Genomic DNA, 13,141 nt, shown 5'->3' with positions numbered 1-13,141 from the left:
TACGGAGCTGTCTTGCCATGCTAGCCAAGTTGAAGCTGCGCACCGGATTATGGCTGGTGCTGGGCGTTTTCTCGATCGCGTTGTGGCTGTCGGCCGGGCTGGCCTGGCGCGACGCGCGCCAGTCCGCCCGCGCGGTCGACGCGATGGCGCGCCTGTCCAGCGATCAGATGCAGCCGTTGCAGGATAGCGGCCGGCTGTTGCTGTCCGCGCTGGTCAACATGAACAACGCCTACATCAACCTGCAGCGCGGCGACCAGATCGGCGCCAACGACTACACGCGCAAGGCGTCCGCTGCAATCCAGCAGGCCCGCAAGACCTTCGAGGCCTACCGCCACGCCGCGGCGCCCGACGATCCGTGGGCGGCGCGCGCCGTGCAGGCCTACGACCGCTACGCGCAGGTGCTGGGCCTGCGCGAGGAGGCGCTGTACGAGGTCTCGCTGGACAGCTATGCCGCGGCAACGCAGACGGCGGACCAGGCCGACGCGGACTTCGGTGCCGTATTGCACGACGTGCTGGTCCAGGCCAAGTCGAAACACCAGGCCTTGCAACGGCAAGCCGATACCCTGGCGGCGCGCGCCGCGTGGCTCGCGCTCGGCATGCTGGGACTATCCGCGGTGTTGGCCATGCTGGGCGCGGCGTTCTTCCGACGCGGCCTGTTGGAGCCGCTGCATCGGACCGCGCGGCACTTCGACCGCCTCGCCAGCGGAGACCTCGTCGAAATGGTATCGGCGAACGGCCGCGCCGACGAGATCGGTGCGCTGCTGTCCGCCTTGCAACGCATGCAGCGCGCGCTCACCCAGACTGTCTCTTCCATCCGCACGGGCGTCGCGGCGGTGGACGACGGCGCGCGCCACATCGCCGACGGCAACGTGGCCTTGGCGGCCCGCACCGAGCAACAGGCCGCGGCCCTGGAGCAGACGGCGACGACGCTGGAGCAGCTGTCGGGCGCGGTGAAGCAGCATGCGGCTCACGCGCGGCATGCCAGCGACCTGGCGCGGGGCGCCGCGGACGAAGCGGAACTCGCGGGCCAGGCCGTGACGCAGATCACCCAGACCATGGAGCGCATATCCGCGCATTCGCGCAAGATCGAGGACATCGTGGGCGTGATCGACGGCATCGCGTTCCAGACCAACCTGCTGGCCTTGAACGCGGCCGTCGAAGCTGCGCGCGCCGGTGGCCATGGCAAGGGCTTCGCCGTCGTGGCCGCCGAAGTTCGCGGCCTGGCGCTGCGCAGCGCGGAAGCCGCGCGCGAAGTCAGGGCGCTGATCGAGGATTCGGCCGCCGAAGTGGCCCGGGGCGCTGCACGTGCCACACAGGCGGATCAGACCATGCGGCAGATCGTCGGGAGCGCGCACCAGGTCATGGAAACGCTGGACGAGGTCGCGGCAGCCACGGCCGAGCAGTCCGACAGCATCGAGCAGGTCAGCCTGGCCGCCAGCGAGATGGAGCGGGTCACGCAGCAGAATGCCCAACTGGTCGACGAGACGGCGACCGCCGCCACCGCGCTGAAATCGCGGTGCGATGAGGTCGTGCAAGCCGTGTCGACGTTCCGCATTCCGGAGGGAGAACCGCCGGCACGGGTCGGCCTGGTCGGCACAGCAGCGGGACTGCTGTCCGACCAGACGCGCGGCCGGCCCGGCGAAGGTTATGTACCGGCCGCGCGCCGGCGGACTCAGTCTCAGTCGACCTGAGCGCCGGACTTCTGCACCAGGTCGGCCCACTTGGCGACCTCGGCCTTGCCGAATGCGGTCAGATCCGTTGCTGCGCCCTTTTCCAGGCCCTGCGCGCTCAGCTTGGATCGCACGTCCGCGCTGGCCAGCGCGGCGGCGGCGGAATTGCGCAGCTTCTGCAAGGCAGGCGCCGGCGTGGCCTGCGGCGCGTACAGCATGAACCAGGCCACCAGGTCGAAATCGCCGCCGACCTGTTCGGCCACCGTCGGCACCTCGGGCGCGGCCGAGCTGCGCTGCGCGCTGGATGCGCCCAGCGCACGCAGCTTGCCCGCGCGGATGTGCGGCAGCACGGCGGTGGGGTGATAGAACATGAATTGCACCTGGCCCGACATCACGTCGGACACGGCCATGCTGCCTTCCTTGTACGGCACGTGCACCATCTCGCCGCCCAGTCGCGACTTCAGCAGTTCGCCGGCCAGGTGGCCCGACGTGCCGCTGCCCGCGGAGGCGAAGCTGACGCCGGGCGACTTGGCGGCCGCGGCGCCCAGGTCCTTCAGCGTCTTGTAGGGCGAGTTGGCGCTGACCACCAGCAGCGTCGGCGTCTGCCCGACCAGCGAGATGGGCGCGAAGTCGTTGATCGGATCGTAGGCCAGCTTGCGGTAGAGCGACTTGTTGATGGCGTGCGTGCCGACGGTGCCCATCACGATGGTGTAGCCGTCGGCGGGCGCGCGCGCCACGAAGTCCGTGCCGATGGTGCCGCCCGCGCCGGCGCGGTTCTCGACGATGACGGTCTGGCCCAGCGACTTGCCCATCGCCTCGGCCATCACGCGTGCCACGATGTCGGTGGAAGTGCCCGCGCCGAACGGCACGACCATCCTGATCGGACGCGATGGGAAATCCGGCGATTGCGCGGCCGCGGGCAACTGGGCCAGCAGTCCCGTAGCCAGCGTCAGGCCGAGCAGCGACCGGCGCAGCGCACGCGCACCGGTGGGGGATTTGATGATTGCCATGTGTCTCTCCTCTCTCTCTCTTCTTGGATTGCCCGGATGGGTGGAATCAGTGCGGGTCCGCAGCCGTGCCGAACCCTGGCGGCAGTGCGCCGTCGTACTGCACTTCTCGCGCGGCCTGGTACGACAGCGCGAAGCCGATGGACTGCTCCAGCTCTTCGTTCAGATGTGCGATCAGGCCCGCGGTGCGGGCCAGGATGGGCACGCCCTTCAGGGCAAGCAGCGGAAAGCCCACGCCCAGCAGCACGGCCGGGATGGCGGCCGACACGTTGAGCTTCAATTCCTTGCCCAGTATCTGCGGGATGGCGCGCTCGACCGCCTCGGCGATGTGCACGTAGGCCAGCGAGGCGCCGCATTCGCGCGCCACGTCGAACAGGCGGCCCACGCGCGGATCGCGCTCCTTGTGCAGTGGATGTCCATAGCCCGGAATCGCGCGGCGCGCGGCGCGGTACTCGCGCAGCACGGCCAGCGCGGCGGCATCGAGGTCCGTGCCGTCCGCCTTGGCGCGTTCCTCGATCTCGTGGAACATCCTGCCGGCCGTCTCCGATGCGCCCAGTATCACCGAGCCGCAGCCCAGGATGCCCGCGGCGACGGCGCCCTGCAGTGCGTCGGGCGCGGCGGCCAGGGTCATGCGGCTGGCCTGCACGCTGGGCACCAGCCCGTGCTCGGCGATGGCCACCAGCGTCGCGTCGATGACCGCGGTGGCCGCCGCGTCGGGGCGCCTGCCCGTCAGCAGCAGGTGGAAATAGTCGGTGAACGAGATCTTGCCGATCAAGTCCTTGCACAGGTCCTGGCCGCGCACCACTATGGTGTGCGCGTCGGACGTGCTGATGGAAGTATGCGGAACAGTGGTCTTGCCGATCTTCATCTCGAGTCCTTCATTCAGTGGCGGACGCGTCGCGCGCACGCAGTTCGGCTCGCACCTCGTCGTTGTGCTCGCCCAGGATGGGCGGCGGCACCACGTGCGTGTCGCGCACGCCATCGAAGCTGACGGGCGAGCGCACGGTGCGCCATTCGCCCATCACGGGATGGCGGCCCACGACCTCCAGCTCGAGGTGGCGCGCCTGCGGATCCCGCAAGGCCTCGCTGGTGTCGTACATGGGCGCATGCGGCACGTCCTGCGCCAGCAGGCGCTCGCACCATTCGTCGCGCGTGCGCGTGGCGAAGATCTCGCCCAGCAGTTCGATCAACTGCTCCTGGTGCTCGATGCGGCCCTCGCGCGTGGCATAGCGCGGATCGTCGAACAGCGTCGGACGCTCGATGGCGACGGCCAGGCCGCGCCAGAACTTCTCGGGCGAGGACATGTGCAGCGCCACCCAGCGGCCATCGCCGCAGCGCAGCGTGTACGACTGCGAGACGCTGGGGCGGCTGTAGGGCCCCATCACCTCGCCTTCGGAGAAGTAATGCGTGAAGGCGTCGAGGTTGAAATGGCACATGGCCTCGAGCATCGAGACCTCGACGCTGCGGCCCACGCCGGTGCGCGCGCGTTCCACCAGCGCGCCCAGGATGCCGTAGGCGGCGTAGAAGCCCGTCAGCGAATCGGCGATGGCGGGGCCCACGACGCGCGGGTTCGCGGGATTGACCAGCAGGTTCAGGAAACCGCTGGCGGCCTGGGCCACCGTGTCGTAGGCCGGGCGCCCGGCCGAGGGGCCGGTCTGGCCGAATCCGCTGATGGCGCAATAGATCAGGCGCGGATTCAATTCCCGCAGCCGCGCCTCGCCCGCCCCCAGACGTTCGGCCGCGCCGGGACGGAAATTCTGGATGTAGACGTCCGCACGCTGCACCAGCTCGTCGAACACCGCAGCGTCCTCCGGCGTCTTGGTGTTCAGCGTGATGCTGCGCTTGTTGCGGTTGTAGGTCTGGAAGTGCGGGCTGTACAGGCCGCCGCGAAACGCGCGGAACGGATCGCCCGCACCCGGCTGCTCGATCTTGATGACGTCCGCGCCCAGGTCGGCCAGCAGCATCCCCGCCGCCGGTCCGGTAATGAACGTGCCCTGCTCCAGCACGGTAATGCCCTCCAGAACCTTGGCAGTCCTGGGCGGGTCCGTCTGCGGGGTACGGTCGTGATGCATGGTGTGTCTCCTGGCCGCCGGCTCGTGTGGCGGCTGGCATTGCGGAGACCGCAGCGTAAAGGGCGGCTACAAATTGTGGAAATGGTTAATTTTGCTGATTATCATTGATGGCATCGATCATTCGGACGGCCATTGATGGAATTGCGGCATCTCCGGTATTTCGTGGCGGTGGCCGGCTCGCTGAACTTCACGCGGGCCGCGCAGCGCGTGCACGTCACGCAATCCACGCTGTCGCACCAGATCCGCCAGCTCGAAGACGAGATCGGCTGCCGGCTGTTCGACCGCGTGGGCAAGCGGGTGGCGCTTACCGAATCAGGCGAGGCATTCCTGGGCTATGCCACGCGCGCCCTGCAAGAGGTAGACCAGGGCCTGGGCGAACTGAAGGCGGCGGAATCGCCGATGTCGGGCTCGATCCGCGTGGCGGCCACCCACACATTCAATCTCAGCATCGTTCCCGAATGCGTGGCGCTGTTCCTGTCCCGCAATCCGACCGTGCGCATTTCCGTGGAAGAGCTGTCGGCCGATGGCATCGTCACGCGCCTCACCAACGGCCAGCTGGACCTGGGCGTGGCCTATCGGCCCATACTACCGCTGGGCCTGCGCTTCGAGCCGCTGTTCAACGAAGAGCTGATGCTGGCCGTGGGCGCCAGGCATCCTCTGGCACGCCGCAAGCGCATTCGCATGATCGAATTGCACCGCGAGCCGATGGCGCTGCTGCCCGCCTCGTTTTCCACGCGCCGCATGCTGGACGAGTGCTTCGCGGCCGCGGGCGCGCAGCCCCTGGTGTGCGCCGAGATGAACAGCCTGCCGGCCTTGCTGGGCCTGGCCGCGCGCATGCGCATCGCGACCATCGCCGCGGCCAGCGGGGTGCCGCCGGGACTGGACGTAGTGCTGGTGCCCATGGAAAGCCCCACGCCGATACGCACGCCGGGCTTGCTGGTGCGTGCCGACGTGGAACAGACGCGCCTGTCGCGCGCCTTCGCGGCGCTGCTGCGCCAGACCGCGGCGCGGCACGGGCGCCAGGCCGAGGCCCGGACCCGCGCGCCGAAGGCAGCCGCCAAGCCGCCGTCGACCTGACGCCAGGCAACCGCCGACGCGTCAGGTCGGCCCCGCCCACGAGAACTTCATCGACGCCGCGCCCTTGTCGGCCACGGTGGCCTTCCTGGTCTGAGGCTTGCCGCCATAGGTCGCGGTGACCTCATACGTGCCGGCAGGCAGCTTCGCATAGAACATCGGCCCGTCCGACTTCACCGCCATCAATTCCTGTCCCGACTCGCTCTTGATGCGGACGTCCACGTCGGACACGTAGGCGCCGCCATCCGACAACGCGAACAGCAGCTGAAGGTTGTACTGGGAACTGATCGAGCGCATGTAGGTGACTTCCTCGTGCCCGACCCCACCGCTGACATAGCTGATAGCGCCCAGCGTGCGCACTTCGGGCTTGCCGTCCTGGGACCACGCTGCCCCCGAAGCAACCAGCATCGCCACGGCGACGCACGCGAGCTTGGCTTGATGAAACCTGGATGACATCGATCGCTCCTTCGAGTGGAAAACCTGACGGCCAGTCTACGGCGGCATGCAGGATGCCGCCAGCCAGCCCCTGGGAGACCGGATCGCCCACAGGGCTTTCGTCATGCACCGCACGAAACATTCCCAAAGAGACGGACATTTGTCGAGTCTCTTCGTCGCCAGGCGAATTCCGTTGATGGCGCGGACCCTGGCCGCAGCCGCTGCCGCTGCCTGCATCTGTTCAAATTTTCTTATGAAGTTCGTCAAATAAGTTCGCTTTTTTAATCTAACGACGTTGCCTAGACTGCTTGCATACGACATGCAGGACACAGCCTATGCAAACCGAAACGCAACGAGAACGCCCCCAGGCCTGGACGGCGGAACAGGTCCGCCAGGACAACTCGTGGATGCTTCGCCTGACGCCACAGGCGATCCAGGGCGTGCGCGATGCGCTGGCCTATGCGAAATCGCATCCCAAGCCGCTGCTGGCCATGGAGCAATCAGATTTCCCCTTGCCGCCAGCCAGCCGCGACGCGTTGGCCCGCGCCATCGCCACCACGCAAGGTCGCTGGGGCATGTGCCTGGTGAAGGGCTTTCCGGTGGACGAATGGACGGAAGACGAATCGCGACTGGCCTACTGGGGCATGAGCCTGTACGTGGGCGTGGGCCGCACGCAGAACCGCGCCAGCCAGTTCATCAACGACGTGCGCAACGAGGGCGGCGAGTACAAAGTGAAAGGCGGCCGCGGCTACAACACCAATGCCGGCCTGGACTTTCATCAGGACTCGTGCGACGTGGTGGCGCTGCTGTGCCGCCGCACCGCCAAGTCGGGCGGCCAGAGCAAGGTGGTGAGCTCCATCGCCCTGCGCGACGCGGTGCGGCGCCGCCGTCCCGACCTGATTCCGGTGCTGGAAGGCCCCTTCTTCCACAGCTACCAGGGCACGCAGGACCCCAGCCAGCCGCCCTACTATCGCTGCCCGATCTTCGGCAGCCATCCCGAGTTCTTCTCGGCGCGCACCAACCGCAAGAACACCGTGGCCGCCCAGCGCGACTTCTCCGAGGTGCCGCGCCTGACGCCGCAGCAGGAAGAAGCCCTGGACCTGCTGGACGAGCTGCTGCCCAGCGACGAGCTGTGCTATTCGATGGAACTGGAGCGCGGCGACCTGCAGCTGCTGAACAACTACGTGACCCTGCATTCGCGCACGCCCTTCGAAGACCACGACGATCCCGACCAGAAGCGCCATCTGTACCGCCTGTGGCTGGCGGTGCCGGGTTCGCAGCCCCTGCCTGACGATTGGGCCGAGTATTACGGCGACGTGCGTGCCGGCGCGGTGCGCGGCGGGGTGCGCGGCAGCGCCATCACCCAGGAGTTCCTGGACTACGAGAAGCGCCAGGCGGCGACCCTGGGCATGCCGCTGAGGCCCTGGCGCCCTCTGGTGCTGAAAGAAGACGTAGCTCCGGCTGTTGCCGCGTAAGACGCCAGCCTGTCGAACGAAGCTCGACATGACAAGTTCGACAGGCTAGAATCCCACGCAACGTACGTCCGCCTGGCAGTCTGGCGGCGGGCTGACGAAGCCGGCAAGCCCGCGCGACGACACCATCCACCTCATATCTGTCATGCCTTTTATCGCTACGACCCCTGTCTCTCAGTGGTGGCGCTTCCGCTAGGAAGCGGCATGTCGTTGCGGTTTCACACTGCATCCTGCCGCCGGTACCGGTGACAGGTTCGCATCTCAGATAGCTCTCCGGCACGGCGGCTCCAGGAACAAGGAGATTGCCCATGCTGTTGATGCTAGACAACTACGATTCGTTTACCTACAACCTGGTCCAGTATTTCGGCGAACTGGGCGTGGACGTGCGCGTGGCGCGCAACGACCAGATCACGCTGGACGAGATCGCCGCGCTGCGGCCATCGCGCATCTGCGTCTCGCCCGGCCCCTGCTCGCCGGCCGAGGCGGGCGTGTCGGTGCCGCTGATCCAGCGCTTCGCCGGGCAGGTGCCCATCCTGGGCGTGTGCCTGGGGCACCAGGCCATCGGAGCGGCCTATGGAGGCGACATCGTGCGAGCCCGGCAGATCATGCACGGCAAGACGGTGCAGATCTCTCACCGCGGCACAGATGTCTTCGAAGGGCTGCCCACGCCCTACACGGCCATCCGCTACAACTCGCTGACGATAGACCCGGGCACGCTGCCCGACTGCCTGGAAGTCACCGCCACGGCGGACGACGGCGACATCATGGGCGTGCGGCACAAGACGCTGCCCATCTACGGCGTGCAATTCCATCCCGAATCCGTCCTGAGCGAGCATGGCCACGCCCTGCTGCGCAACTTTCTGCAGATCCAATAATCACACGCACAGAGGCAACGTCCATGACCATCTCTCCCACCGAAGCGCTGACCCGCTGCATCGAGCACCGCGAGATCTTCCACGACGAGATGCTGCACCTGATGCGCATGCTGATGCGCGGCGAGATGTCGCCGCAGATCGCCAGCGCGCTGCTGATGGGCCTGCGCGTGAAGAAGGAGACCGTCGGCGAGATCACCGCGGCCGCGCAGGTGATGCGCGAGTTCGCCACGCCCGTCATCACGCCGAACCCCGACCAGTTGCTCGACATGTGCGGCACCGGCGGCGACGGGAGCCATACGTTCAACATCTCGACCACGTCGATGTTCGTGGCCGCCGCGGCCGGCGTGAAGATCGCCAAGCATGGCAACCGCAGCGCGTCGTCCTCTTCGGGCAGCGCCGACGTGCTCGAGGCGCTGGGCGCCAACCTGCAGCTCACGCCCGCGCAGGTCGCGGAATGCATCGAAGAGACGGGCATCGGTTTCATGTTCGCGCCCGCGCACCATGGCGCCATGAAGAACGTGGCGGCGGTCCGCAAGGAACTTGGCGTGCGCACCATATTCAATATCCTTGGGCCCCTGACCAATCCCGCCGGCGCGGGCAACCAGTTGATGGGCGTATTCCACCCCGACCTGGTCGGCATCCAGGTGCGCGTGCTGCAGCGGCTGGGCTCGAAACACGTGCTGGTGGTGCATGGCAAGGACGGCATGGACGAAGCCTCGCTGGGCGCCGCAACATTGGTGGGCGAATTGAAAGACGACGTCGTGCGCGAGTACGAGATCCATCCCGAGGACTACGGACTATCCATGATGTCCAACCGCACTATCAAGGTGTCCAATCGCGAGGAGTCCCGCGAAATGGTCATCGAGGCGTTGGATAATGTCGAAGGCGCCGCCCGCGACATCGTCGCGCTGAACGCAGGCCTGGCCATCTATGCCGGGAACAAGGCCGACTCGATTCCGCAGGCGCTGGCACTGGCCTTCGAACTGATTGCTAACGGCGCAGCCCGGGCCAAGCTCGAGGAATTCTGCGCACATACCCGGAAATACCCATGAACGACATACTCGCGAAGATCCTGGCCGTGAAGGCCGAGGAAGTCGCCGCTGCACGCCAGATGCGCAGCGAAGCCGAGCTGCTGCGCGAGGCGCAGGCGCGCCAGGACGTGCGCGGCTTCGCCCAGGCTATCGAAGACAAGATCGCGCAGGGCAAGGCCGGCGTCATCGCCGAGGTCAAGAAGGCCTCGCCGTCCAAGGGCGTGCTGCGCGAGCACTTCGACCCGGCCGAGATCGCCGCCTCGTACGCAGCGCATGGCGCGGCCTGCCTGTCGGTGCTGACCGACGTGCAGTTCTTCCAAGGCTCGCACGACAACCTGCGCCGCGCCCGCGCCTCGTGCCCGCTGCCCGTGCTGCGCAAGGATTTCATCATCGATCCCTACCAGATCGTCGCGGCCCGCGCGATGGGCGCCGACGCCGTGCTGCTCATCGTGGCGGCGCTGTCGCCGGCGCAGCTGGCCGAGATGGAAACGGTGGCGATGGAGCTGGGCATGGACGTGCTGGTCGAGGTGCACGACGCGCAGGAACTCGACGTCGCGCTCGCGCTGAAGACGCCGCTGGTGGGCATCAACAACCGCAACCTGCGCACCTTCGAAACCAGCCTGCAGACCACGCTGGACCTGCTGCCCTCCATTCCCGCCGGCAAGCGCGTGGTGACCGAAAGCGGCATCCTGTCGCGTGAAGACGTGCAGCTGATGCGTCGCAATAAGGTCGACGCGTTCCTGGTGGGCGAGGCCTTCATGCGCGCGCCCGAGCCGGGGGCGGAACTGGCGCGACTGATGGGTTGAGAACGGCGTTCGCTTTCCGGTGCTGCTCAGGCCGTCGAGTGCACGACGACGGCGGGCCGGCCGGGGCCGATGCAATTAATTCGAAACTTCGGTTGACAGGCGGGCCCCAGACCCCCATAGTGGCCAAGATCCTCAAGCATTGTGATTTTCGTTCGGTCCTGCGCCACTGCCGGTGCATATTGTTCGTCATCCCTTCCTTGATTGTCGTGTGGGCAATTTTTCCCACGTCTTACAAAGGAACTCCTATATGGAAACCGGCATCGTCAAGTGGTTCAACGCGGAAAAGGGCTTTGGCTTCATCATGCCCGAGAACGGCGGCAAGGACTTGTTCGCGCATTTCTCCGAAATCCAGGGCGGGGGCTTCAAGACCCTCGAGGAAAACCAGCGGGTAAGCTATACCGCCGGCGAAGGCCCCAAGGGTCCGCAAGCCACGAATATCCGCGCGCTGTAACGCGCGGTTGGCCTCAGCCCCTTCGCTTTGCGCAAGGGGCGGGCGCCAGGCAAGGCGCTGCCCACGTCAGGCTGCTAGGCCGAGCCGACACGGCGCCCCTGCCTCAACGCTTCGAATACATCCGGCGGCCCCATCTGGCCGCCTTTCAGCATCAGCTCCACGCATCCAGCGCCGTGTCCGCCGCGTGCATCTTGCACACGGCCACGCCGAGATTGAGCGCGCTAGTTGCGGCCGTCGGGCCTCGCGCCCGTCGCGCCGCAGCGCCGATACAGCGTACTGCGGTGCACGCCCAGCGCGCGCGCGGCCCGGCTGATGTTGCCTTCGCATGCCGCCAGCGCGCGCTGGATGGCGGCGTCGGTCAGCGCCTGCAGCGTCGTGGCCGTCTGCACGGGCCTCACGGGCGATGCCAGGCTCGCGATCTCGGGCGGCAGCATATCGGCACGCACCTCTCCGGCGGGATCGGCCAGCACCCGCAAGGTGCGCAGCGTACTGGCCAGCTGGCGGAAGTTGCCCGGCCATCCATATTGCGCCAGCAAACCCAGCACCTCGGCCGGCAGCGCCGGCGCGTCTCCCGCCGACTGCCACAATGCGCGCACCACCGCGCCGCGGTCGGCGCAGTCGCGCAGGGCCGGCAGCCGCACGGTGTACTCGGCAATGCGGAAATACAGGTCGGCGCGCACGGCCTGCGCGCCCGAAGGATCGAGCGGACGGTTGGTGGCGCACACCAGCGCGAAATCCACCGGCACGGCGCGTCCCGCACCCAGCGGCGTCACCTCGCGCGCCTGCAGCACGCGCAGCAGGCGGGCCTGCAAGGCCATGGGCATGTCGCCGATCTCGTCCAGGAACAGCACGCCGCCCTGGGCCTGGCGCAGCAGGCCCTTGCTGCCCTGGCGCCGCGCGCCGGTGAAGGCGCCCTCTTCGTATCCGAACAGTTCCGACTCGATCAGGCTCTCGGGCAGCGCCGCGCAGTTCACCGCCACGAACGGCCCGCCCGCACGCGCGCTTTGCGCATGCAGACGGCGCGCGAACACCTCCTTGCCCGAGCCCGTCTCGCCCTGCAGCAGCACCGACACGCCGGCATCCAGCAGTCGCACGGCGCGCGCGAGTTCGGCCAGCGCGCCGGTGTCGAACCACGGCATGCCGGGGCGGGCATGAGAGGGATGAACAACAGCGGCCGCGGCGTCATTGCCGCGCCGGGGCGCCGACCGCGACGGCGATGATCGTTCCGCGACGGCCTCTGGTTGCCCGACCGACGCAGCCGGCAACGACCGCGGCTGCGCCGATCCGCCGGGCCAGCGCAGGCGCGCGTGCAGCGCGCCGCCACCGCGCAGCGGATGCAATACGCCACGCGCGACAGCCTGGGCGGGAGTATCCAGGAACAGGTCGCCATAGCGGTACACGCCCAGCGCGGCGCCGTCCAGGCTCAACAGGTGCAGGGCGTGGCGATTGGCCGCCACCAGCCGCTCGCCGTCGAAGGCCAGGATGCCCTCGCGCACAGTGCCCAGCACGTCGCGATCGGCGTGCAGGCGCACCAGCAGGCAGTCGCCGTAGCCTTCGTCGTACATACGATGCTCGATCTGGTCCACCGCCATGCGCACCAGCCCCAGCGCGTGGCCATGCGCGTCGGTGGCCTGGCCGGACAGGTCGAGCAGCCCCGCCGTGCGCCCCTGCGGATCGGTGATGGGCACCGCCGCGCACGTGAGGATGCGGTTGGGTTCGAAGTAGTGTTCCGAGCCGTGCACGACGATCGGCCGGCGCTCGACCAACGCTGTGCCGATGGCGTTGGTGCCGGCCGCGGTCTCGCTCCACGCCGCGCCGGGCATCAGCGAGACCCTCGAGGCCCGGTCCGCGAAATCCGCGCTGCCTTCGGTGTCCAGCACCAGCCCGTCCGCATCGGTCAGCACGACCAGGCCGCCGCTGTGACGCGCCTCGTATCGCAACTGCTGCAGCACCGGGCGGCACAGGCGCCGCAGCGTCTCGTGGCGTTCGCGCGCCTCTCGCAGCTCCGCCTGCGTCAGGGGCTGCGGCCGGAGCAGGCCCCGCATGTCCTGTCCCAGGTCGGCGCAGCGGCGCCACGAACGCAGGATGGATTCGGCAACGAGATGCTCGGGCACGGAGCCCTGCTGGCTGAACAGCCGGCGTGCGCTGGCCAGCGCCTGCTGGCGGGATAGCGTGGACATGGTCGTCTCCGGTAGGCGTTCTGCGACACCTGTTCCAGCGGGCCGTCGCGAAACGCGACAGTCACCGG

Annotated in this window: 12 protein-coding genes; 7 read left to right on the top strand and 5 right to left on the bottom strand. The window is 67.8% G+C overall.

The window, feature by feature from the left end; genetic code table 11:
* Positions 1–17: 17 nt before the first annotated feature.
* On the top strand, positions 18–1,691 hold the full coding sequence (locus CAL15_RS01810) for a methyl-accepting chemotaxis protein (RefSeq protein ID WP_086077066.1): 1,674 nt from the start codon (positions 18–20) through the stop codon (positions 1,689–1,691).
* On the opposite strand, the gene CAL15_RS01805 is transcribed toward CAL15_RS01810, so the two are convergent.
* From CAL15_RS01805 to CAL15_RS01795, 3 genes are read right to left on the bottom strand one after another with little or no spacing between them, the layout of a single operon-like run.
* Entirely contained in the window at positions 1,679–2,680 is a 1,002-nt protein-coding gene (locus tag CAL15_RS01805) for a Bug family tripartite tricarboxylate transporter substrate binding protein (protein WP_086077065.1), read from the bottom strand. The two genes, CAL15_RS01810 and CAL15_RS01805, sit on opposite strands and share 13 nt — an antisense overlap.
* Before the next feature lie 46 nt (positions 2,681–2,726).
* Positions 2,727–3,545, bottom strand: coding sequence for a citryl-CoA lyase (locus CAL15_RS01800; protein WP_086077064.1), 819 nt, complete (start codon positions 3,543–3,545; stop codon positions 2,727–2,729).
* Positions 3,546–3,555: 10 nt separating this feature from the next.
* Positions 3,556–4,749 carry a CaiB/BaiF CoA transferase family protein gene (locus tag CAL15_RS01795; protein ID WP_086077063.1) on the bottom strand — a complete coding sequence of 398 codons (1,194 nt, stop codon included), beginning with the start codon at positions 4,747–4,749 and terminating at the stop codon, positions 3,556–3,558.
* Positions 4,750–4,884: 135 nt separating this feature from the next.
* Between CAL15_RS01795 and CAL15_RS01790 the strand changes: the two genes are divergently transcribed.
* On the top strand, positions 4,885–5,826 hold the full coding sequence (locus CAL15_RS01790) for a LysR substrate-binding domain-containing protein (protein ID WP_086077062.1): 942 nt from the start codon (positions 4,885–4,887) through the stop codon (positions 5,824–5,826).
* Between the two features lie 21 nt (positions 5,827–5,847).
* Here the strand turns inward: CAL15_RS01790 and CAL15_RS01785 are convergent, their stop codons facing one another.
* The gene (locus CAL15_RS01785; protein WP_086077061.1) at positions 5,848–6,279 is read right to left on the bottom strand and encodes a hypothetical protein; all 432 of its coding nucleotides are present in this window, start codon (positions 6,277–6,279) and stop codon (positions 5,848–5,850) included.
* 314 nt (positions 6,280–6,593) lie between these two features.
* Between CAL15_RS01785 and CAL15_RS01775 the strand changes: the two genes are divergently transcribed.
* The 5 genes from CAL15_RS01775 (at position 6,594) to CAL15_RS01755 (ending at position 10,893) form a co-directional block, all read left to right on the top strand.
* A complete protein-coding gene (locus CAL15_RS01775; protein WP_086077059.1) occupies positions 6,594–7,733 on the top strand; it encodes a TauD/TfdA family dioxygenase in 1,140 nt (379 codons plus the stop codon).
* Positions 7,734–8,038: 305 nt separating this feature from the next.
* A complete protein-coding gene (locus tag CAL15_RS01770; RefSeq protein WP_086077058.1) occupies positions 8,039–8,605 on the top strand; it encodes an aminodeoxychorismate/anthranilate synthase component II in 567 nt (188 codons plus the stop codon).
* 23 nt (positions 8,606–8,628) lie between these two features.
* Entirely contained in the window at positions 8,629–9,657 is a 1,029-nt protein-coding gene (gene trpD / locus CAL15_RS01765) for an anthranilate phosphoribosyltransferase (protein WP_086077057.1), read from the top strand.
* Positions 9,654–10,442, top strand: coding sequence for an indole-3-glycerol phosphate synthase TrpC (gene trpC, locus CAL15_RS01760; RefSeq protein ID WP_086077056.1), 789 nt, complete (start codon positions 9,654–9,656; stop codon positions 10,440–10,442). The genes trpD and trpC overlap by 4 nt, the downstream gene beginning before the upstream one ends.
* Positions 10,443–10,689: 247 nt before the next feature.
* On the top strand, positions 10,690–10,893 hold the full coding sequence (locus CAL15_RS01755) for a cold-shock protein (protein WP_086077055.1): 204 nt from the start codon (positions 10,690–10,692) through the stop codon (positions 10,891–10,893).
* A gap of 221 nt (positions 10,894–11,114) precedes the next feature.
* Here the strand turns inward: CAL15_RS01755 and CAL15_RS01750 are convergent, their stop codons facing one another.
* Positions 11,115–13,073, bottom strand: coding sequence for a sigma-54-dependent Fis family transcriptional regulator (locus CAL15_RS01750; protein WP_086077054.1), 1,959 nt, complete (start codon positions 13,071–13,073; stop codon positions 11,115–11,117).
* Positions 13,074–13,141: the final 68 nt, after the last annotated feature.

This window comes from Bordetella genomosp. 13, assembly GCF_002119665.1.
In the GTDB taxonomy this organism is placed as follows: Bacteria; Pseudomonadota; Gammaproteobacteria; order Burkholderiales; family Burkholderiaceae_B; genus Bordetella.
The sequence above is the reverse complement of the archived record's forward strand: the minus strand, read 5'-3'. Positions and strand labels throughout refer to the sequence as shown.